This is a genomic window from Polaribacter sejongensis, assembly GCF_038024065.1.
Lineage (GTDB): Bacteria > Bacteroidota > Bacteroidia > Flavobacteriales > Flavobacteriaceae > Polaribacter > Polaribacter sejongensis.
Genome location: NZ_CP150667.1, coordinates 936,374 through 960,346, shown reverse-complemented (window position 1 = coordinate 960,346; position 23,973 = coordinate 936,374). Strand labels below are relative to the sequence as shown.

The following is a 23,973-nucleotide window of genomic DNA, read 5'->3' as shown; positions in this document are numbered from 1 at the left end:
ATTTTTACGAGGAAATTAATCATTGATATTATCTACAAAATCACACAGCTAAAATACTTTTTTTGACTCAAAAAAAGAGGAATTAGAAACACCTTTTTATAATAATCTGTAAGAGAAATGGATAAAATAGGAGGTAACCTTGTATAAAATAATAAAGCTCAAGTGATTCACTTGAGCTTTATATTATGATTTTAAAATATTTTTTTATTGCGCGTATTCTCCTCGCAAACCATTGATGAAATTATTATTACCTGCTTTGTCTACATGGTAATGATATCCTCTAACATCATCATAATGACCTCTAGATGCATCTAAATCTTTAGCTTCATTTCCGTCTGCATCAGTATTTTCATAAATTCCATATCCATCAAAAGCATAACCAATCATTGCGGCATGTTTATCTGTTTGTGTAATTTTTTTAGAAACACCTGTTGCAGCATGGTAATGGTATCCGGCTGCTAAATTAATATGTCCGCCAGCATCATCAAAAGGAGCTAAAGTATACGCACTTAAAATATTATCAGTTGGCGCTGGAGCATCAAAAACAACTCCGTTAAAAGCCAATCCTCTGCTAGAAGGCATTGCAGAACTGTTTTCGGGACGTCCTTCTGGTTTTGGAGGTCTTTCGCCTCCTTCGGGTCTTTTCCCTGCTGGAGGAGGACCACCTAGACCTCTTCCTCCTCTTGAAAAGGCATAAGGAGTTGCTGCCTTTTTAGGAGTAACAGGAATGTAATAGGTGTGAGTTACATCTGACACATAAGAGGGTAAGCATTCTACACAATAGTTTTTATATTCTTCTCCAACATTTGGGTTTGCAGCTTCTTCACATTCTTCTTTTGTAGATGTTTTTGTTATTTCTCCTGTTTCGCTATTGTATAACATCCAAGTATCATCTTTATAAAAAGTAGCTAAGTTTTTTACAAATTCACCATCTACATCATATACTTTTCCATCTTGCATCCAAATTCCACCAGCGCTTGCATCATCAGAAATATTAGTAGGACACCAAGGTCCCATTGTGTGATCTGTAGGTGTGCTTGTTGCTACAATTTTATAGCAATCTGCCGTAGAACCGTCAGACAAAGTTCTACTTACAATAGAAATGGGTTCTGCCAATCCTCCAGATAAAAAATAATCACTATTAACAGCAATTGTTACTTTGTCTTGAGTAATTGTTTTTTTACTGTCACTATTACTTTTACAAGCAGAAAGTCCGACAAGAAATAGACTTAGTGTTAAGAGTTTTAAATTATATTTTTTCATAATATTTTTAGTCTTAATATTTATAATGAGATTTCTTATAGCAAGTGCTATTATATTTTTATTTTACAGTTTTTCTTCTTTTTAGCACAAAAAACACTGCTAAAATTACTAATAAAATTGCAAAATAGCCCACATATCTAAAATTAGAATTCGTTTTTTCTTCTAAGATATTATCCCAAACCCCGTCTTTAAGAGCAATATTTATTTGATATTTATTATCAATACCTAAAGAGAATTTTTGTGTTGGAAATTGTTCTAATAAAAAGATAACTATAGATTGACTGTGATAAATATCTTTGAATAAGGTGTTTTTTAATTGAATGGTATTTATGGTTTCTGGAAGTCCAATAATTTCTGTAACTAATTTTGTCTCATGTCCTAAAAATACCTTCGGGTTTTTAAATTGTATGGTATCTTTATTATTGATAATCATTGAAAAATGACTATTGAAATGTTCGATAACTAAGTTTCTAAATTCTTCTGGAGATTTATAAAAACCTTCGCCATGAACAAAATTGACTTCCTGCTGAAAGGCCGTTAAGGAACTATTTACTTGTAAAATAACTTGTCCGTTATCGGTTCTAGAAATTACGATATTAGATAAATCTGGTTGATGTGCAAATAAGGTATTGCTCATCACCAGAAATATCACTAAAATAGAAAAGTTTTTAATCATTTTTTTATAGTGCATATTCACCTCTTAATCCATTGATAAAATTATTGTTTCCTGCTTTATCTACATGATAATGATAGCCTCTAATTTCATCATAATGACCTCTAGAATCATCTAAATCTGTAGCTTCATTTCCGTCTTCATCCGTATTTTCAAAGATACCATATCCATCTAAAGCATACCCTATCATTGCTGCATGATTATCTGCTTGCGTTATTTTTTTAGAAAGTCCCGTTGCGGCATGATAATGATACCCTGCAGCTAAATTAATATGTCCGCCAGCATCATCAAAAGGAGCTAAAGTATAAGCACTTAAAATATTATCTGTTGGTGCCGGAGCATCAAAAACAACACCATTAAATGCCAGTCCTCTATTAGTAGGTACGGTACTTATAGCTGTTCCGGGACCACCTGGACCTCCATCAAGTCCGGTTGAAAATACATAAGGAGTTGCAGCGATTTTGGGAGTAACAGGAATGTAATAGGTGTGTGTTAAGTATTCTACATAAGAAGGCAAACATTCTACACAGTAGTTTTCATATTCTTCACCTACATTAGGATTTGCAGCTTCATCACATTCTGTTTCTGTAGTCGTTTTTGTAATTTCTCCGGTTGTAGCATTGTATAACATCCAAGTGTCATCATTATAAAAAGTAGCTAAATTTTTAACAAAAGCTCCGTCTACATCATAGACTTCTCCGTTTTCAAGCCAAATTCCACCTGCAGTAGCATCATCATAAATATTACTCGGACACCAGGGCCCCATTTCATGATCTGTAGGTGTACCCGTAACTACAATTTTATAACAATCTGCTGTAGAACCATCAGATAATGTTCTGCTTTCAATGGTTATAGGTGTTGCTAATCCTGCTGCAATAAAATTACTGCTTTCTACAGATATGGTTACTGCGTCGCTAGTTGTTAAATCGGATGTTGTATCTTCACTACAAGCGTTTAAAATAATAAAAATTGAGCTTAAAGCAACTGCTTTTAATTGGTTGAATTTCATAAATAATATAGATTGATAATTCCTTTTTTAATTAAAAGGACTATCTATTAAGATGCTTTCTATTTATAAAACTTGTGATGAATTTTTTGTTTTTTATTAAAAATAAATTATTACTCAATTTTATTTATTTTAATAGTTTTTGATTAATAAGCTGCTTTCTAGTAATTTAAAAATATATTTGTTACATATCTAAAACCTATATGAAATATTTATATCTGTTGATTCTATTTTTTTTTAGTTCGCTACTAACTGCTCAAGATTCAAAACGTTTAAATAGAATTGAGAAATTAAAAGCGGAGATAGCGTTGAGTGAAAACGGCAAGAAACTACAGTATATGGATAGTTTAGTGAGAACTGTTAACTATACCCCCAGTTTAAAGTTCGATTCCATTGTAAAAGCAACAATTGCATTTGCGCTACAGATAGATTCTGTAGGTATTGCTGCAAATAGAACCGCAGATCTAATTTACTATAACAATACTATTGTTAACAAACCAGAAGAAGGGTTAGCTATATTTATTCAGTTTTTAGATAAAAATTTACAAGTAAAGAATAGCTATTCTTTAGCGAGGTTGTATTTAAATGGTGCGGACAGTTATTTTTTTAATAAACAACAAAACAAAGCTATTGAAATCTATGAAATAGCTGAAAAATATGCCATAAAAGCGAAAGAAGATAGGCTTTTAGGTTTTGTGAATTTATATATTGGGGAAACTCGCGAATCTTTAGGAATGTTTGTAGAAGCTTCTCAAAACTATAATACTGCTTATAATTACTTCGTGAAAGTTAAAGATACTTTTAATATTATAAGCTCTAAAAATTCATTATCTAGATTGTATAGTAAAAATGGTTTTTATAAAGAAGCTAAAAGTGTTCGAGATGATGCAATATTACTTTTAGAAATTACTAAAAATTATGAACAATTAGCAAATTCTTATTATAATGCTTCAGTAGTTTACAGTGAGTTGGGAAACCAAAATAAAAGAATTGATAATTTATTGAAAGCATTAGAGTTTAATAATAAATCTACTATGGATCTTTCAGGACCAGCTATTTTAAGCACACTGGCTATTGCGTATGCTAAAAATAACAATACTCAATTATCTAAAAAATATTTAAAAGAAGCTGAAAAGGATTCTGAAGCAATAACAAAAGGAAAAAATGAAGAACTCTATAAAGAAGCTTTAATGACTATTGCTTTGGTAGATAAAGATTTTAAAAAAGCAATAATACTAGGTAACGATTTATTGAGTATGAAAATTAAACGAAAAGATCCTTCAGAGATTGTACGTTTAGAAAAATTAGTTGCTGAAATTTATGAAAAGTTAGGAGACTCTAAAAACTCTTTAATTCATTTAAAAAATCATCTTTCACTTAATGATTCTATAAAAAGTAGCCAAAAAGTTAAAAACCTAATATATTATCAAACACTTTACGAAACTGATAAAAGAGATTTTAAAATTATAGAACAAGGAGAAAATATAGAGGTATTAAATGCTAAAAATAAAGTTAAAAATCAATGGATAATTTTTACATCAATAGGCTTAATAGGGTTATTTGCTTTTATTTTGTTAATACGATCAAGAAATACAGCTTCTAAAAGACAAAAATTACAGCAAAAATTTTCACAAGATTTAATACAAATTAAAGAAGATGAGAGTATACGATTGGCAAGAGAATTACATGATAGTGTTGGTCAAAAAATGATGCTGTTAAGCAAAAAAATAAAATTACATAATTTAGATGAAATAAGCATTTTAGCCAATAGTACTTTGGAAGAATTAAGAAGTATTTCTAAAAATTTACATCCTTCAATAATAGAGCAGCTAGGAATAACTTCAGCAATTACCACTTTAATTAATGAAGTAGATAAGCATACCAATTTGTTTTTTACCAATGATATTAATGGTATTGATGGTGCTTTGGATAAAGAGTCTAATCTACATGTTTATAGAATTTTACAAGAAACATTAAATAATATTGTAAAACACGCAGAAGCTACAACGGTTTTTGTAACGATTGAAAAGAATGCTAACACCATAAAAATGGTAGTAAAAGATAATGGAAAAGGTTTTGAGCCTTTAAAAGCAAAAGTAGAAAGCAAGAGTTTAGGAATGAAAACAATTTTAGAACGTTCTATAATAATAAACTCTAAATTATCGATTGATTCTAACTTAGGTAAAAGCACCACTGTAAAATTAGTAATACCAATCAAATGATCACTAAAAGTAAAATATCAATAGTTGTTGCAGATGACCATCCGATGTTATTAAAAGGTCTTTTTGAAGAGCTTACAAACAATGGTTATAATGTAGTTGGTAAAGCAGAAAATGGTTTAAAAGCTTTAGAGTTAATTTTAAAATTAAAACCAACTTTAGCAATCTTAGATGTAGATATGCCTTTCTTATCAGGTTTTGAAGTAGTAGAAATGGCAAAAGGAAAGAAAGTTGAAACAGAATTTATTATTCAAACCTTTCATAAAGAAGTTAGCTATATAGCGCAAGCAAAAAGAATTCAAATAAAAGGCTATTTATTAAAGGAAGATTCATTTTTAGCAATAGAAAAATGTATAAAAGCAGTAATTAATAAGGGTGAATGTTTCAGTGAATCCATACAAAATACTTTCGAAAACGAGTCTAATGGACTTCAAAATTTACAATTTTTATCACCTTCAGAAATTGTTATTTTAAAACATATTTCAAATCAGACTTCAACAAATACTATTGCAGAAATGTTATGTGTTTCTGTAAGAACAATAGAAAAACATAGAAGTAATATCATTTCAAAATTAGATTTAGAGCATAAGGCTAACTCGTTAACCAATTGGGCTTTTAGAAATAAAATTAGTATAGTAAATTTGTAACTTGTCTTAGCCCTTTTTTAGCATAAAACAGGTTTTTATTAACAAATTACCACTACGTAGCGCTACGTAATAAACACGTAAAAACACTTATTTTTTAAAATAAAGTAACTGTATACCTTGCACCTTATGCAGGGAAAGCACTCACATACCTTATTTATAGCTCATAGTAATAAGAACTATGTACTTGGCTTGTCAATTGAATTAACTAAAAAAGGTTGTTTAATTGAAAGTCAAACCGTTTCTGGTATAGAGGCGTTGGAGTATGTAATACAGTACCAACCAAAAGTTGCTGTTATTGAAGCAGAACTACCACTACTTTCTGCGTACGATATTATAAGCACAGCCACTAGTAAAGAAGTTAAAACACAATTTATTGTTGTGTTAAAAGTAAGTGGTTTGCCAATATTACGTCCGCTACAGTATATAAAAATTAATGAAATTTATTATTGCGGTATGCATGTTAAAATACTCCTTAAAATATTTGGTTTTATAAATACACCTAAAAATAATTTTTGGAATTTACTTGTACAAAAATTTAAAGAAGCGCATACTAAACTTTTCATGACAACTTAAATATTAAACTAGTACTTAAATAAAATTAAATAATCAATAAAAATAAAAACTACTAAACTTAAAACTACTACTACTTATGAAAACTAAATTACTTTTTCTATCTATTTTAATGTTACTTATTTCAGTAACTAATTATGCACAAACTTCTGCATCAACTTCAGGTATTGCTGTACAAGGAATTGCTAGAGATGATAATAATTCAGCAATGGCTAATGAAACCATTACATTTAATTTTAAAATTTATTACAAAAACCCTGCGGAAGAAGTTGTGTTTAGTGTAAGTGAGTCACTTACAACAGATGCATTTGGTGTTTTTTCTTATATTTTAGATGTTGATCCTACTACAATGTCAAGTTTTGCGAATCATATTCTTTTTTTAAAGATAGAGGCATCAGGTCAATTAATTTCAGATGAATCATTTAAACATGTTCCTTATGCCGTTTCCGCAAATAATGGAGTGCCAACAGGTTCTATAATGCCTTATATTGGTACAACTGCTCCTTCAGGGTGGGTATTGTGTAATGGACAGTCCTTAACAACTGTTAATGGTTCTGGTGATTTAATAGCTTTGTTAGGTGGTAATAATGTGCCAGATTTACAAGGTATGTTTTTAAGAGGAACAGGTGAAAGCCCAGTAAATAATCATGATGGTCCTAATTTAATGGATACACAAGGAGATGAAAATAAAGCACATAAGCATGGACCAGGAGATCTTGAAACAGATACAGAAGGTGATCATAATCATACAAATGGTGATTATGATAGAATTTTAAAAGTTACTGGTTTTGAAACATCTGGAGGTCAAGACACTAGTTCCAATGAAGTAGATGTAATTAATTCAGGGACTTTACAACCAAGCGGAGCTCATGAACACATGATTACGTCAGGTGAAACAGCAAGCTCTGGAGGTAGTGAGACACGCCCAGTAAATTACGGTGTAAATTATATTATTAAATTATAACTGTTATAATTATGAAAAAAATAATTATAACGTTAGGCCTATGGTTTCTGGTAACAGGGCTTTGGGCGCAAAATGATGAAGGAGCTAAGATTACGCCTGTTTCACAAGCTATTCAAAATAAAGGATATAATATACAGGTAGGGGTACCTTATCTTGGTCAAAATTTAAATAGCGTAGAACGTACAACAAACCCAACAGATATTCGGTTTCCTTGGGGAGTACTTTATTTATATAAAACTTTTGCAGAGGAATCTTTTGATGTTTCAAAGGGATATTTTGGAGATAAAATTTTAATAAATTGGGATTTAAGATCAAATTTTAATATTATAAATAGTGTTAAAATATACAAAAGAGAGTATAAAGCATACGCATCTGCACAGGAAGATCAGGATCATTTATATGATTTTGTTGCAAGTGTTTCTAAAAGTGAAACATCTTATGAAGATGAATATACTGAAGGTGGTGTTTTGTATCAATATAAAGTTGTTGCAGAAGGTGTTAGCGAAATAGAAAGCTTGTATAGTACTTATATTACAGGTATTGGATATAGAAACCCAACGGCTGTTGTAACAGGAAATATAAGTTACAAAGGAGGAAACCCAGTTAAAGATGTAATAGTAGTTGCAAGTTCAGATGGTAGTAGTGTAGCTTCAGGAAGTTCATTAGTAGTTCCAGCAACCAGCACTATTAAAATTGAAAATATAACAAATCCAATTACTGATGCTGGAACATTACAAGCTTGGGTAAAGCCAGAAACTAGTTATACAAATGATTCAGGCCAGCCTATTAATTTATTTTCACTTTCAAATTTAGATACCAATACTATTGATGTTACTGTAAATTTATTAGCGACTTCAAAAGTTTTAGTTGTTACTATTGGAGGTAGTGAATATAAATTACACAATTATCTTCCTTCAGGAAAATTAAATTCTAGAGGAGATGATATTTTAATTTCTGTAACGGATTTTAATGACCAATTTGTTCATTTTTCAGTTGTAATGAGTAATGGAAATGTACCATTATTATATATAAATGGAAGAGAGATAAATGAAGCTTATAAAGTAGATGTTCATGATAAATTAGTGGATGTAGACCCTAATTATACAGCACCTTATTTTAATGTATCCATTCCAACACAAACAAATACACTAAGTATAGGAGGTAACCCTACAGCATGGGATGACCTTTATGTTGGTGGTGGTAAAGGAAGTTTTATTGATGAAATAAGAATTTGGAATGATATACTTTCAGCAACAACTATTAGAACAGATTATACACGTTATATTAGTGGAAATGATGCTAGACTGGTTTCTTATTTAAGCGCCAATGAAAAAGTAGGTTCTTATGCCTATGATTTATCTAGAAACGGATTTAACTACAATAAAAATCATGGGATGTTATGGGAAGCAACAACTCCTGTTGCTGATAAAGTTTTATGGGGAATTGGAACAGGTAATTTTCCAACAGCGGATCAATTAGGTGTTTTGGGGGTTACCAATATTAACGGTAATTATGAAATAACTGCCATTCCATATTCAGGGACTGGAGAATCATTTAACATAACACCACTGTATGGTGTACATCAATTTGAACCAAACCAGCAATTGGTATTTCTAGGTCAAGGTTCTGAAGTTGTAAATAAAATTGATTTTATAGATATTTCTTCATTTAGTTTTAAAGGGAAAGTATTATTTGATTCAAGAGATGTTTTTAAATCTTTTGTAGAGGTAAATAGTGGTACTTCTTCAACGCCTGTTTTTAATAATTTAACGGATGGTGATGAATATGTTTCTGGACCAGGTATTTTAGATGAAGGCTACAATTATTACGAAAAAAATGGAGAGAAATTTTCAAAGGGAGATTATTGGTATAATAACAATGATACTCCAAATGATGATACAGACGATTATTTAGAACGCTATGCCAAAGTTTTCTCAGAAGGTGTAAATGTTTATGTAGATGGAAACATTGTGCTAGATGAAAATAACATTCCGGTGGTTTCTGATGTAGAAGGTAATTTTGAAGTAAGTGTTCCTATAGGAAACCATTATATTACGTTAGAAAAACCAGGGCATGTATTTACATATAATAGTAGGTTTCCAGCATTAACAGGAACGTTTAAAGAGTTTTTTGAAGACGCTAATGAACAAGTAGTTTTTATTGATGAAACAAAAGTTACGCTTGTAGGTAGAGTTGTTGGAGGGCCCGTTCAGGCAGAAAAAGTAATTGGTTTTGGTGAAGATGGACTGTTTGAAAAATCGATAACAGATACAAATGGAGATGCAACCACAGTAACCATTAGCTCAAAAAACAATATTGGTGTAGCAGATATTACATTAGGTTATAAACCAGGAGGTTCAGCGGTTACAGATTACACTAGGTTTAATTTTAAAACAAATAGTGAATCTGGTGAATATAGAGTTTCGTTGTTACCTTTAAATTATGAGTTACTGGCTAATAATATAAGTATTCCAAGTGCAGTTGCTACTCCAATTTCAATATTAGAACCTGGTACAACCGAAATTGTGAATGTTTCAAAAGCAGTGGATTCAATTATTCCTGAATTTGAGTTTGAAGATGGAAGTATTTTAATTGGAGAAGGGAAATCTTATCATTATGTGAAAAGTTTCACATATCGTTCTACACCTGTTTTAAAGGTTATTGAACAAACATCTGATGTAAGTGTAAATATAGATGGAATTGATATAAATACTGAAGGTTTTGAATACCCAGTATATTCTCAATTTGCTCCATATAAAGTTGTTTTAAACAGGTTTGAGCGCTACACAAATTATGATGATGGTGAAGTTGAAGATTTGGTACCCGTAATTGATGGTGAATTACTCGCAAATAATAATTTAGCCTTAAAAGATTCTGAAACTATTGAGGTAAATCCTGAAGATGGAAGTGTTTTAACATATTCATTTAAAGGTGGTATTCCAGCTATATTTACTCCATTTACATTAATAAGTACCTTAAAATATAGAATAAATGGTACAGATTATAATGTTGAAAATTATAAGGATACTGGAATTATTTTAGGAGGGCAATCAGATGGTACACAAACATTTGTAACAGCCGCACCAGATATACCAGACATTATTCTAAGAGATCCACCTGGGTCAGGTAGTTTTTCTTCTATTGAAAAAGGAACAAGTATTACATTTACTACAGAAAGTTCATTTACCCATAATGAAGGTGGTAGTGTTAATGTAAAAGCGCTGTTAGGTGTTGTTTTTGAAGCAGGAGGAGGATTGGCAGGTCCAGTAATTAAGGTTGAAAATGAAAATACTATTGACGGAACAATTGGAATTTCTAATTCATCTAAAGATGGGAGTAGTTTAACAAAAACCTATACGTTTAATCAAACCATCTCTACAAGCAGCGAAACAGATTATGTTGGGTCAGAAGGAGATTTATATATTGGTAACTCTAAAAATCAACTGTATGGTTCGTTTGATGATATACAGGCATCAACTGCCCCAATAGGAAATTCTAATTCTTTTGAATTGGTGAATACACTTGGGGAAAGTATTTTTGTGAGCAAACAAAAAGCAGTGTATTTTGTAGAAGAACCTTCTGAAACCTTTTTCACTTTTTCTCAAAAGCATATTTTAACAACCTTAATACCAGAGTATGAATTATTTATTTCTAATATTGAAAATGGGTTGTTAACAGAGAATGTTGATGGTACTTTAACTGTTGAAGCATATAAGGAGCAAATTAGATTGTGGAAAAAAGTGATTTTAGATAATGAAAAAAGTAAGTTTTTAGCTAAAAATGAACGAGCAAAATATAAAACTACTTTAACTAATGTTATTTCTAATTTTAATTCTGAAATTACAACAGCTATTAACAATAGCAATGATCCGGTGGGTGAATTGCTATTAAGAAACAAGCTAAATGAATCTAATAAAATAACAGAGCTGCTAAATAATAATTTTGATGATAATATTTCGTTTGATGCTGGTGTAGGTGAATTTACCAGAAGTGTTGAGACGAGTATTATTTCAAAAACAGCAACAGAATATCAATTAACAATTAATGAAGAACTTAAATTAATTTTAGGAGGAAATATAAATGGACTGGGGTTAGTGTCTACCACTACAGCTATCTTTCAACAAGATATCGAAACAAATTTATCTGAAGAGGAGCAAACTACTACGAATATTAGTTATACTTTAAAAGATAATGATCCAGCCAACTTATTAAGTATTGATGTTGTAAATACTTTTGATGGAAATGGTCCAGTTTTTATAACGCAAGGAGGTAGAACTTCTTGTCCGTATGAAGGCCCGGAAGAATCTGTTTTTTTTACAGAAGATAAATTTGTGGCTTTCTTTAATGCTTATTTTGATGTGGAAAGTAGAATAAATGCCAATGCAATAGAACTTAACGAGGCATATCTCTTATTAAATAGTATTATTTTAGGGTGGGAAAGAACAGCTTTAATCGCTGAAAAAGAATTGCTAGAGTTGAATTTTTCTAAAGATGTAGATTGTTGTCCAGATGTGGAAAAAGCACAATTAAGTTTTGCAACCCAAAGAGTTGAAAACATACAATTAACTATTGAAGGGCCTAGTGATTTAAGTAATATTCCTGAAGGTAGCAATGCGGAGTTTACCTTAAAATTAGAAAACTTAAGTGATATAGTTAGTACCAATCCTAATTACAATTATTTTGATTTGGTAGTAGATAATACTTCAAACCCAAATAATGCCTTAATAAATATTCCAGCAAATGGACAAAGTGTATATGTGCCGAATGGTGAGCCTGTTTATTATACATTAACGTTAGGTAAGTCAATATCTGATGTTTATGATTATGAGAATATTGTAGTGTATATGGCATCAAGTTGTGATCCAGTAAATGTGTATTCAGAGGTTGAGGTTTCTGCCCATTTTATTCCATCGTGTTCTGAGGTTACTGTAAGTGCACCATTAAATAATTGGACGTACAATATAGAAGAAGCATATAACCTAGATGGTTCAACAAAACCATTAATGGTAAATATGACAGGTTTTAATACCGCTTTTGAGAGTTTTCAGAAAATAGATTTAGAATACCGTTTGGCAACATCACCTAATTGGGTACGGTTACATACTTATTATGGAAACGAAGAATTTTATGATGCGGCTGTTTTAAATGCTGAATCTGAAATTTCGTTAATTGATAGTCCAGAGTTGTCGTATGCTTTAGATATTGTTGAATTGCAAATTCAGGATGGAAACTATGAAATTAGAGCCAGAAGTACTTGTACCAATGATACTGAATATATTTCAGAGGTTATTACAGGTAGAGTTGATTTGCACGCACCTCAAAAATTTGGAACACCATTACCTATAGATGGAATTTTGGGAGTAGGCGAAGATTTAAGAGTTAGTTTTAATGAAAACATATTTTATAATTCAGCAGTAAGTAACCTTGAGATAAAAGGACAAACAAATCAGTTGCCAATCAATCATAGTGTATCGCTACATTTTGAAGGTACAGAAAATACTGCTGTAATAAATAAACCAAAAATTACTTCAGGAGATTTAACCTTGGAGTTTTGGATGAATAACAGTACAGTTTCTGGAACTGCTGATATTATAAAACAAGATGGAGGTTTAACTATTAGTTTAAACAATGACGAAATTATCTTTTCATTAGGAGGTATTACTGCTCAAGCAGGTATTGCTAATGATGGATTGTATCATCATTATACATTTACGCACAAAAACAGTACAGGCGAAATTAGTATTTATCAGGACGATGCAGAAATTGGAGGTAATTCAGGGACTGCCAATGTAGATTTTACAAACAATAACTCATTGATAATAGGAGGTAACACTTTTATTGGAAATATACATGAACTTCGTTTGTGGAACAAAACCATTACTTTAGAAAATGCATACGCTAAAATGTATGATAAATTAATTGGAAATGAAGCCAGTTTAATTGGGTATTGGCCAATGGATGATGGTAGAGGAGCGCTTGCTAAAGATTTGGCAAGGTTTAAACATGCCATTGTAAATGCTGATTGGGATATAAAACCCAAAGGAACATCTTATGAATTTAAAGGTGGTCAATATTTAGCATTGGATAATGTAGATTTTGTTCAGTTAACGAATGAAATGGATGCAACTATTTCATTTTGGGTAAAAACAGCTAACGGTCAAAAAGCAACACTATTTTCAAATGGTAAAGGAGATGGTTCAGATATTGTACAAACTAATGGGCGTGCAAATAAATGGGCTATTAACATGACCAATTCAGGAGTGTTAACATTTGAGAGTGAAGGAAATTCATATACATTAACAAATAATTCTGTAGCAGATAATAATTGGCATCACATAACCTTATTATTCAATAGAAATGGTTCGTTAAGAACCTATGTAGATGCAGTGCCAGTTACTTCAAATTTAATGACTGATATTGGAGGTTTCTCTGGAAATAAAATTTGGCTTGGAGCAAGAGGTGTTGCGGATTTAGCTGGGAATGAAACTACAGATAATACATTTACGGGTAAAATAGACGAGTTTAGATTATGGAATACACTACGTAATGTTGAACAAATAAGTAGAGATCGATTTAATGAAGTTAATGTTGAAAGTATTGGTTTGGTATTATACGCAAGAATGAATACTCCAGATCCTGAAAATGGTAACGGGCCAAGATATTATCACGCATATAGTAATCAATCAGTAATTTCAAATAATGCAATTTTAAGTAGTGGAGAAGTAACTTATTCAGATGATGTACCTGCCATAAAGCCAGAAAGAGAATTAATTAAATTTCAGGTAAATCATGTGATCAATGAGGATGAAATGATTTTAGAACCTGTTGTTACAGATTGGGCTTCATTGGAAGGACAAATAGTAGATATTACAGTTCATAGAATGTTTGATGATGCAAATAATATGCAACAATCTCCAATTACTTGGACCGCTTATGTGAAACGTAATGAGGTTAGTTGGTTTGCTGATGGTTATAATGAAGTTGTTGCTATTGAAAAAAATAGTGGAGAAGAGAAATCTTTTGAAATTACATTAATAAACAAAGGAGGTAAAGGACAACCTTATAATATTACAAATATACCAAGTTGGTTAAAATTAAGTAAATCATCAGGAACTTTACAACCTGATAGCAAAATTATTATTATAGCTACAATTGATAAGGAGTTAACTCCGGGTGAGTATTTAGAGAATTTATACTTACAAACTGATTTTGGTTTTGATGAGAAAATGCAAATTGATTTAAGAGTCTTGGCAGAAGAGCCAAATTGGGACACTGATCCAAATGATTTTAATTATAGTTTAAATATTGTTGGTAAAGTTAAAATTGACGGTAAACTTTCAGAAGATTCATATGATATTGTAGGTGCTTTTATTGATGGTGAAGTTAGAGGTTCTGGAACTTTGGTTTATAACGAAGCTTTTAAAGAATATTTTGTTTACATAACTGTGTACAGCAATGTAATTTATGGAGAAGCTATTAAATTTAGTATTTGGGACGCATCACAAGGTAAAATTATTGAAGCCGAAATTGATGGAAGCTCAACCATACTTTTTAAAGAAAATGAAGTACTAGGGAGTTTAAGCAAGCCCTTAATTTTTGAAAATTCTGATATTCTAGTTCAGCAAATAAATCTAAATAAAGGTTGGACTTGGGTTTCTTTAAACGTAGATGATTCAAATTTTACGAACCTTAATGCCTTAACGCAAGGTTTAAGTTTAGAAACAGATGATAGAATGCTTAGCCATTCACCATCAGAATTAGAAACGTATTATAAAGACAATTCAGTGGCTTCAAATAGCACTTGGTCTGGAAGCATAAGTGCAAATGGAGGCTTTTCTACGACTAAAATGTATAAAGTTAGGTTTGCGAATCAACAATCATTAAATATAAAAGGAATGCCTGTTAATATTTCAAATTGGAGTTTTCCAATGAAAGAAAATTGGAACTGGTTACCTTATCCTTTTAAAGGAAATCAATTAACCAATGAAGCATTGGCTTATTTTGATGCCGTTGAAGGAGATGTAATTAAATCGCAAAATTTATTTGCAATTTATGATCCAATAAATGGTTGGAACGGAACTTTAAATTATTTAGTTTCTGGAGCAGGGTATATGATAAGATCTAGTAAAAACCAAACATTTACCTATCCTAGTTATTTAGCGAAATCTATTGGAAATAAATCGGTTATGTTAAGTTTAGAGGCAGAGCAACCAGATATTACAGCAACATTTATGAAATATTCAGAAAACATGAACGCTGTTGTTCGATTGCCTGAAGGATTTGATGAGGTGCTTATTTATGATACAAAGGGTGTTTTAAGAGGTGTTTCTAAAACACAAATTGTACAAGATAAAGAGTTAAGTTTTATTACTATTTATGGTGATGTAGAAGATGATTTAGTGTTTTATGTAAATAGTAATCAAGATAAAAAAATAACTACTAATACAATAAGCTTTAAAAGTAATAATGTACTTGGTACTGTAAAAGATCCAATCGTTTTAGAATTGTTTTCTGATGAATTAGCCGTTTTTCCTAATCCATTTTTAAATGACCTCACAATTAGTGTTAATGCTTTAACAAGTCAAAAAGCATTAATTCAATTGTTTAATGTGTCTGGACAATTAGTTTTTTCTCAAGAAAAACAAATGTTATTGGGGATAAATAGGATAAACATTTCACCTAAGGTTGCCCTAGGTACTTATTTATTGCATGTTAATATGAAAGAGAAAAAAATGATTATTAAAATTATTAAAAAATAGTATTAAACCAATGTAGTGCTTAAATATGTAAATGTTTAAGCACTACTTTAAAAAAAGGATAAAAATGAAAAATTATATATATAGTTCTATTCTATTGTTTTTTTTAAGTGTCAATATATTTGGGCAATCACCAGATAGTTGGTTTGTTAATGAGAATAATTTTGAATATACGATGTCTTTTGTAACATTTGTAAATATTGATGGAGCAGATTTGGCAAATACAAATGATAAAGTTGCTGCCTTTGTAAACGGAGAATGTAGAGGTGTTACAAATCTAATTTATGTAGCTAGTAAAAATCGGTATTATGCCTATTTAACTGTTTTTTCTAATGCGAATGAAGAAGTTATAAATTTTAAAATTTATGACTCGGCAAATAATACCGTTAAAAATGTTATAAAAAAAGAAAAGTTTGAAATTAATGAACATTATGGAAATCTATTTCAAGCATATAGTCTGGCTAGTCCTGCATTGAGTTCAAGTGCTGAAATAATAGATTTTAAATTTAAGGATGTAATAGCTAATGATCTGTCAATTTCTGGAAATAAAATTTCGATTGATTTAGATAACAAAATTGATATTACGTCTCTAAGTGCTTTATTTGAGCTCTCTACAAATTCAAAATTATTTATAGGAACTGAAAATATAGTGTCTGGTAATAATTTAATGGATTATAGTTATCCAGTAGAGTTTCAAGTACTTTCTGCAGATCAATCAGTTTTAAAACAATGGTTGGTTACTGTTAATTCTAGTTTAGGTACTGCACTATTTTATAAGAAAGATGCCGTTTGTTATAAAGGAGGCGCTATTAAGGTACTTTTTACTAAAAATAATGAAGAGGTGGTTTTAAGTAAAGCAGGCATTGCGTATGCTACTCAAAACATAAATAATGGAGAAACAACTTTTAGCAATCTAGAAACAGGTGTTTATACGATTAAAGTAGGCGGAAATGTTAAAGAAATTATCATCAATTTAAAAGAATAATTATGAAAATTAAAAGATATAATATATTAGTCTTAACCGTATTGTTAATACTAGTTTTAGGTTGTTCAAAAGAAGATGATTTTCAACTTTTAGATCCTGAAATTTTATTTGTGAATAGTGATGGTACTACACTTGTTAAAGAGGAGTGCTTAGATTCAAATAGCACGTACGCACTTCAAATAACGCTTTTGTCTAATAATGGAGAATTTAGATCTAAAGAAATAATTGAATATACAATAAATGGAGTTGTTTATAGTGTTACGTTTACTGAATTAGGAACCAAGATAATTCCATTAAATTTTATAAACGGAACTAATGTAGCACAATTGGTAGAAAGTGGTAACTCCATAAGTATTGATGTCGAGTATTGCAGTTCTGAAATTACAGCTTCAAAAATAAGTTTTGTTTATGCTGATGGTTCAGAAATTTTAGAAGGAGAGTGTTTAGATTTAAATTTGAATTATGGAGTTAAAATTGAAACTGAAAAAGTAGGGAAAGGAAGTTTAGAACCTACAAAAATAGCGTATACGATAAACGATGTTGTTTATAATACAACATTCACAGAAGTTACAAGTAAGCTTTTACCTGTTACCGTATCCGCTGGTAATAATGTAGCCCAAATTATAGGGACAAGTATAGATAGCTCTATTTATTTTGTTAATCAGGGCAACTTTGTATTGGTAGAATAACTTTGTAAATAAAAATTTATTTAAGGCGAAATGTACTAAAGTGCATTTCGCTTATTTTTTTTATAAACTTTATTTTATAAGGAATTAAAAAGGAATCTATTATCCTAAAGTTGCTATAAATCCTTTAGAGTTCATTAGTTTTAGTGTAATTTTTTTGCGACTATTTTCTCTAGTTCGAGTTGTTTAAAATCAAACCACTCTTGTCTAAAATTAGATTGTTCTATTTGATGTTTAAAATTCTGAAATGTTTTTTTTCTTTGTAAAACAGCTTGCAATTTTAATTTGAAATTTTGGTCAGTTAATTGTGCTACAAAACGTTCCATTATTTTAAAGGATTCGGAACTTTCTAAAGGTTCAATTTTTATGAAATCTGCTTTTTGTTGCTCAACCCTTTCTAAAGGTTCACCAAAAGCCTCTTTAAATACATCTTCATCAAATACTTGTGAGAAATCTGGAATTGCTATAATTTCATTTGTTTTAAAATTATAATAGCATTCACTACCACAATCTAAATCTTGTGCAATTTTTTTAATTATGTGTTGTTTTGTTGTCTCCATTGCTCATCGGTAGATAAATAACTTCTTATTTTTTTATCGTTTAAAAATTGGCTTTCATATAGGTTTAGACTGAATATTGTATTGATCGTAGTCAAAAGGCTTCACCATATATATTACTTATTTAAAATTCAAATTTATGCAATTAAAAACAGATTTCTATTACCCGAAAAAGCAACCGTGTTCATCTTTTTTAATAATTGCAATAATTTCACTTAAATGTGTAGCTTCTGAAAATGGTTCATAGAGCGTCCATTTTTCGTTGGAACGCATCCAATAGAGTTTCCATATTTTTTTAGACTTTATACGCGTAATTTTAGCGAAATCAATTTGTAATTTCTGTTCAGGGTTGTTCCATTGTGGTCTTATTTGAAACAGAATGACCGATTTACCGTCATAAGTATAGCCAATATCTATTTGTTTTCTAATTTCTAAATCTTCTGGTCTTAAGTATTCTACGTAACTTTTTATAGTAGATTTGTTAATGTCTATGATTTTTGTTGGCATTTTTGGTGATGGTTTTTTATTTTTAACATTGTTGTGAAATGAAATTTCCGGTTTTTGTAAACGGCTATTTTCAGATGGAAAATTGTTGTTTGTAAAAAAAAGAGCAACTGCTTTTAGTTAAACGTTAATTCATCCATTTTTAATTCATGGTGCCAGGTAAAGTAATTTTTAGAATTCCGATTCTATAATTTTAACTATAAACTCCCCTTTTGTGTTTATTAACCCTTTTTCACTAATTCCTTTAGAATCATAGTTTATAGCAAAAGCTTTTCCGTTTATTAAGTTTATTATTTTGGCAAATGGTTTACTTAAAATTTCCTTTTTAGAATTTATAATTACTGTTTTTCTATTAGTCCTTAAAATTGCAATTGTTTTTTGTTCATTAACTAGAGAAATTAAATTTGATTTAGTAGCTTTTACTTCAATTTCTTTATCAAATGAATTGATAATTTTACCATTTATGTCAATTAAATTAATTTCTGAAGAATAATAACTGTCTTTAACTAAAGCATAACCTTTATAAAAATCAGTTACTACATCATATTTTGCAGGAATAATTAATTCACCATTATTGTCAATGTATCCTTTTTTTCCTTTTTTATTCACTACAATAGCTCGATTAGAATAGAAATCACCAGGCTTTTTTGTATACTTAAAAGGAATTATTTTATTATTTTTTGAATCAATAAATCCCCATAAGTAACTGTTTCCTGATAATTTACAAACCGCGACTAAACCATTTGAAAAGTTTGAAGATTTGTCATAATAGGGTGAAATTACAATTTTATTAGATTTATTTATGAAGCCTATTTTTTTAGTTTTTAGATTCGTAATTTGTTTTAAACCATCATAAAACACTTCAACTTTTTTATTACTCAGAGCTTTAAAAATTTTCATGCTTGAAGATAATTCAGTAATACCTAATTGTTTGTTTATTTCCTTTTTGTTGTAATTACATATTACGTTTCCTTGTAAGTCAATAAAGACTTCTTTATCATCTTTAGTAATTGCCCAAGTATTATCAGTAATGAATGGTTGTATTTCTTTAAATTTATATTCGGAAATTGGATTTTTATTGAAATCAATTAATCGATATAAGTTTTTATTGTTGTCGAAATCATAAGTAACACCTTTATAAAAGGTGAAAGTGTTTAAATTTTTATCGTGTTTTTTAAATGTTATTTTATCAGCCGTAACATTTCCAAGAGTATCAACCAATGCAAATCCATCATTTTTTAATATTCCAAAAGATATTCCATCAAAGTTTTTTCCAAAGTCATTTGCTATAACTTCTTTTTGTGAATAAATAAAATTGATGAATAATAATAAAGTAATTGTTATAGTTCTTGTTTTCATTTTTGTTTTTTTTTGACGTGTTTATATTTTAAATATATTCATCATATTCCACAATATTGGAGAGCTCGCTTAATTATTTTGGTTTTTAGTTTGAAATTCTTTCATAGCAAATGAGTGAAGAATTTTTCAAGATAAAAGTACAAATTAAATAAGGTTTTTAGGATTAACTTATGATAATAATTATAGAATTGTTTTAGTGAAAAATTAATGAGTTTTTACTTTTTTTTTACCACAGTACTTTGTTAGCAGAAGTACCTATTTTTTACTATAATTGCATTCATAATTTTTCAAGATTTTATTTATGAATCAAATTACTAAAGGGACATTAATTGGTTTCTCAGCGATAATTTTGTGGAGTGCTATTGTCGCATTAATTAAAGAGGTTAGTAATTCATTTGGTGCAATTGGTGGTTCTGCGTTAATTTATACAGTTGCATTTCTTTTTTTGATTTTTAGTGTAGGTTGGGTACCACTAAAGAAATTTTCTAAGAAGTATTTGATTTTAGGTGGATTTTTAATTGTTGCTTATGAAATTTGTCTTGCATTATCGATTGGTTATTCCCAAAATTCAAAACAAGCAATTGAAATTGGAATGGTAAACTATTTATGGCCAAGTTTTACAATGGTTGCAACAGTAGTTTTTCATACAAAAAAGGCTAATTGGTTAATTATTCCTGGAATCTTATGTTCTATGGTTGGAATAATGTGGGTTTTGGGTGGTGATGAAGGAATAGATATTTCTCAAATGATTTTAAATATCAAAAGTAATCCATTGAGTTATACTTTAGCATTTGTAGGTGTAATTCTCTGGTCAGCTTATTGTGTTGTAACGATAAAATTAGCAAAAGGAATAAATGGTATTACTTTATTCTTTATGCTTGTTGCAATTGTGCTTTGGGTAAAATTCTTTTTGTTTGGAAATCAAATTTCTAATTTTAATTTCAACTTAGAATCAATAATTTATTTGATTTTGGCAGCTATTTGTATGGGATTTGGTTATGCTGCTTGGAATGTTGGTATTATGAAAGGAAATGTTACAATTTTAACTGGAGCTTCTTATTTTATTCCTGTTTTTTCTTCAGCAGTTTCTTCTATGATATTGTCAACACCTTTAGGTTTATCATTTTGGCAAGGTGCAATACTTGTTTGTGTAGGTTCTATTTTGTGTTGGTTATCTACTAAGAATCTTAAACTTAAAAGCAGAAATTAAATCTTAGACATTACTCGGTTTGGTATTTCTGCTAAGGTTGTTGTTTAAGCTTTGTTGCGTTGTTTAAGCGGTGAATTTAGTAAATAAAGTACGAACGGCGAAATTCCGAAGGAATTTCCCAAGTGAGCTAAAACCAGCAATAAAGTTTATACGGTGTTGGCAAATCGTTACTTTCCATATATTTATTTTTCATTCATTATTCTACTGAATTTTGGATATGAATTTAAATATTCAATTAAAATACTATCTCCAATTTTCAATTTTTCATTTCTCGAATCTTCTCTATATATTTTTCCTTCAACAGTGAATTCGTAAGAGTATGAGAATTTTTTTGAAACAGGACTGTTCCCCCAATAATTTTCTTCATTAACGATAATTGCTTTAGTTATTTCAGAATTATTATTTAAAAGATAATTCTTTAAGTTTCCTCTCAAAATTATTCCAAATAAAAAGTACAATACAATTCCTGAAAACAGAAAAAGTGCCCATCTTTCAGTTATGTATTTGTGAATATTCCTGTTTTTTTTCTTCTTTTTTTTACAAATATTACTTTTTCAGTTTTACGTTCAAAACTAATTTTCTCAATTCTTTTTCTTATTCCCTTTGTAAATAACAAATAATCCAAATAAACCTAAAATTGAACCAAAAAAGAAATCATTGTCAGTTTTATATTCATCTAAAAATATAAATCTATCATTATCTTCATTACTTAATAATTCAGTTTCATTTTTTCCAGAGATTTCATTACAGTATAATCCTTTAGTTCTTTTTACGAATGTTTTACCTTTAAATTCAAATTTTAAAAAGTAATTATTATTTCCAGAATCAGAACAGTCAATAACTTTTATCAATACAGTTTTATTCCTTTCTGTTATTTTTTTGTCAAGATATCCGTTTCTTAAAACTATTAAACTAATCAGAATCATAAATACTCCTCCAATTATTAAACTATAATTAGTAAGAAATTTCAATAATTTGTCTTTCAATCTTTTCAGTTTTTAATGTTTGCCAACTTGTTTATATATTTATCTTAATTCCTCATATCATCCTTTATTAGGAGAATATGCTCAATTATTTAAGTCTTTTGTTTGAAATTCTTTCATAGCAAATGAGGGAAGAATTTTTCAGGATAAAAGTACAATTTATATGAGGTTTATAGAGATTAATTTATTAACAGTAATTTGTTAATTATCAACCTTAAAAAGGCCTCAGTTTTGTCATTTCGATTTTAAGAGAAATCGCATAAGAGTGAAAGCATGAACCTGAGCAACTTTATGAGATTTCTCCCTTTGGTCGAAATGACAAGCAGTGCGTGAGGTATTGCATAAAATGTAAAATAAACTTACTAATTTGTTATCCGATTTTAAGAGAAATCACATAGCAGTGAAAACATAAACCAGAGCAATTTAATGAGATTTCTCCCTCTGGTCGAAAAGACAAGCAGAGTGGTACTTATCAATCTAAAAAAAAACTCAGTTTTGATATTTCGATTTTAAGAGAAATCGCATAACAGTGACACCATAAACCAAAGTAACTTTATGAGATTTCTCCCTTTGTTCGAAAAGATAAGCAGAATGGTAATCATCAATCTAAAAACACCTCAGTTTTGTCATTTCGATTTTAAGAGAAATCCCATAACAGTGAAAACATAAACCTGAGCAACTTAATGAGATTTCTCCCGTTAGTCGAAAAGACAATCAGAGTGTTAATTATGAACCTTAAAACACCCTACATTTATCATCCGACTTTAGGAGGAGGCTACAAAACAACAAAACTGTCATAAAATAGTCTTAATTTCAAACGTAAACTGACAAAGTTGCGGTTGCAATAATACACAGCTTTTTTATTTATTAAAAAAACAGAAAGCTTGTCGATTGCTACTATAAGAGAGATAGCGCTTTATTTTTTATTTTTAAATGTCGGGAATTAAAAAAAATGGCATTAAAATGTCGGGTTTTGGCTTGGTTATGGCATCGAATGGTTTGTAAGTTTAAATTAAAATAGTTTTTGTGTAAGAATTATGCAACGGCTGTTTTTTCAAATTAATTATAGTATGAGTCAAGTAAAAGCGAATAACACAGTAAAAGTACATTATACAGGTAAATTATCTGATGGACAAGTTTTTGATACGTCTGAAGGAAAAGAGCCAATAGAATTTGTTTTAGGACAAGGACAGTTAATTCCTGGTTTTGAGCAAGGTTTAATTGACATGAAAGTGAATGAAAAGAAAACCATTACTATCGCTAAAGAAGAAGCGTATGGTGAGGTAAACGATCAATTGATTCAAGAAATTGATAGAGCTAATCTTCCACAAGATATGGAGCCAAAAGTTGGTATGGGATTGGTTTCTAAGTCTCCAGAAGGACAAGAAATGAATTTAATGATTGTAGAGGTAAAAGATGCAAGCGTTGTTATAGATGGTAACCATCCTTTAGCAGGTAGAGATCTTGTTTTTGATCTTGAAGTTGTAGAAATTAAAGAAACTGAAATTACAGCATAATGTAATTTTTTTCAATATTTTAAAACAGCCTTTGTTCATTTAACAAAGGCTGTTTTTGTATATAAAAGAATAGT

Annotated in this window: 17 protein-coding genes; 9 read left to right on the top strand and 8 right to left on the bottom strand. The window is 29.8% G+C overall.

Going from position 1 to position 23,973, the window contains the following annotated elements:
- Positions 1 to 204 precede the first annotated feature (204 nt).
- From WHD08_RS03775 to WHD08_RS03765, 3 genes are read right to left on the bottom strand one after another with little or no spacing between them, the layout of a single operon-like run.
- Positions 205 to 1,263: a YHYH protein gene (locus WHD08_RS03775; RefSeq protein ID WP_208889166.1), complete on the bottom strand. Its 1,059-nt coding sequence runs from the start codon at positions 1,261 to 1,263 to the stop codon at positions 205 to 207.
- A 58-nt stretch (positions 1,264 to 1,321) separates the two neighbouring features.
- On the bottom strand, positions 1,322 to 1,939 hold the full coding sequence (locus WHD08_RS03770) for a hypothetical protein (RefSeq protein ID WP_208889167.1): 618 nt from the start codon (positions 1,937 to 1,939) through the stop codon (positions 1,322 to 1,324).
- Positions 1,940 to 1,943: 4 nt separating this feature from the next.
- Complete coding sequence (locus tag WHD08_RS03765; protein ID WP_208889168.1) at positions 1,944 to 2,945, bottom strand: YHYH protein; 1,002 nt, start codon at positions 2,943 to 2,945, stop codon at positions 1,944 to 1,946.
- Positions 2,946 to 3,145: 200 nt separating this feature from the next.
- Between WHD08_RS03765 and WHD08_RS03760 the strand changes: the two genes are divergently transcribed.
- The 7 genes from WHD08_RS03760 (at position 3,146) to WHD08_RS03730 (ending at position 17,772) form a co-directional block, all read left to right on the top strand.
- Positions 3,146 to 5,164 (top strand): tetratricopeptide repeat-containing sensor histidine kinase, encoded by a 2,019-nt coding sequence (locus tag WHD08_RS03760; protein WP_208889169.1) that lies wholly within the window; start codon positions 3,146 to 3,148, stop codon positions 5,162 to 5,164.
- On the top strand, positions 5,161 to 5,808 hold the full coding sequence (locus WHD08_RS03755; RefSeq protein ID WP_208889170.1) for a response regulator: 648 nt from the start codon (positions 5,161 to 5,163) through the stop codon (positions 5,806 to 5,808). The genes WHD08_RS03760 and WHD08_RS03755 overlap by 4 nt, the downstream gene beginning before the upstream one ends.
- 126 nt (positions 5,809 to 5,934) lie before the next feature.
- Positions 5,935 to 6,381, top strand: coding sequence for a hypothetical protein (locus WHD08_RS03750; RefSeq protein WP_208889171.1), 447 nt, complete (start codon positions 5,935 to 5,937; stop codon positions 6,379 to 6,381).
- Between the two features lie 76 nt (positions 6,382 to 6,457).
- The gene (locus WHD08_RS03745) at positions 6,458 to 7,342 is read left to right on the top strand and encodes a tail fiber protein (protein WP_208889172.1); all 885 of its coding nucleotides are present in this window, start codon (positions 6,458 to 6,460) and stop codon (positions 7,340 to 7,342) included.
- Between the two features lie 11 nt (positions 7,343 to 7,353).
- Positions 7,354 to 16,101, top strand: coding sequence for a LamG-like jellyroll fold domain-containing protein (locus WHD08_RS03740; RefSeq protein WP_244183255.1), 8,748 nt, complete (start codon positions 7,354 to 7,356; stop codon positions 16,099 to 16,101).
- Positions 16,102 to 16,165: 64 nt separating this feature from the next.
- A complete protein-coding gene (locus WHD08_RS03735) occupies positions 16,166 to 17,083 on the top strand; it encodes a hypothetical protein (RefSeq protein ID WP_208889173.1) in 918 nt (305 codons plus the stop codon).
- Positions 17,084 to 17,085: 2 nt separating this feature from the next.
- The gene (locus tag WHD08_RS03730; RefSeq protein WP_165733291.1) at positions 17,086 to 17,772 is read left to right on the top strand and encodes a hypothetical protein; all 687 of its coding nucleotides are present in this window, start codon (positions 17,086 to 17,088) and stop codon (positions 17,770 to 17,772) included.
- Between the two features lie 140 nt (positions 17,773 to 17,912).
- Here the strand turns inward: WHD08_RS03730 and WHD08_RS03725 are convergent, their stop codons facing one another.
- From WHD08_RS03725 to WHD08_RS03715, 3 genes are all read right to left on the bottom strand, one after another.
- A complete protein-coding gene (locus tag WHD08_RS03725) occupies positions 17,913 to 18,329 on the bottom strand; it encodes a UPF0158 family protein (protein ID WP_208889174.1) in 417 nt (138 codons plus the stop codon).
- Between the two features lie 159 nt (positions 18,330 to 18,488).
- Positions 18,489 to 18,833 (bottom strand): DUF3024 domain-containing protein, encoded by a 345-nt coding sequence (locus WHD08_RS03720; protein ID WP_208889175.1) that lies wholly within the window; start codon positions 18,831 to 18,833, stop codon positions 18,489 to 18,491.
- Positions 18,834 to 19,001: 168 nt separating this feature from the next.
- A complete protein-coding gene (locus tag WHD08_RS03715) occupies positions 19,002 to 20,189 on the bottom strand; it encodes a WG repeat-containing protein (RefSeq protein WP_208889176.1) in 1,188 nt (395 codons plus the stop codon).
- A 301-nt stretch (positions 20,190 to 20,490) separates the two neighbouring features.
- On the opposite strand from WHD08_RS03715, the gene yddG reads away from it, so the two are divergent.
- Positions 20,491 to 21,399 (top strand): aromatic amino acid DMT transporter YddG, encoded by a 909-nt coding sequence (gene yddG, locus WHD08_RS03710; RefSeq protein WP_208889177.1) that lies wholly within the window; start codon positions 20,491 to 20,493, stop codon positions 21,397 to 21,399.
- 182 nt (positions 21,400 to 21,581) lie between these two features.
- Here yddG and WHD08_RS03705 read toward each other — a convergent pair whose 3' ends face one another.
- On the bottom strand, positions 21,582 to 21,833 hold the full coding sequence (locus WHD08_RS03705; protein WP_208889178.1) for a hypothetical protein: 252 nt from the start codon (positions 21,831 to 21,833) through the stop codon (positions 21,582 to 21,584).
- A gap of 147 nt (positions 21,834 to 21,980) precedes the next feature.
- Complete coding sequence (locus WHD08_RS03700; protein WP_165733285.1) at positions 21,981 to 22,385, bottom strand: hypothetical protein; 405 nt, start codon at positions 22,383 to 22,385, stop codon at positions 21,981 to 21,983.
- A gap of 1,067 nt (positions 22,386 to 23,452) precedes the next feature.
- Between WHD08_RS03700 and WHD08_RS03695 the strand changes: the two genes are divergently transcribed.
- Entirely contained in the window at positions 23,453 to 23,899 is a 447-nt protein-coding gene (locus WHD08_RS03695) for an FKBP-type peptidyl-prolyl cis-trans isomerase (RefSeq protein ID WP_208889179.1), read from the top strand.
- Positions 23,900 to 23,973: the final 74 nt, after the last annotated feature.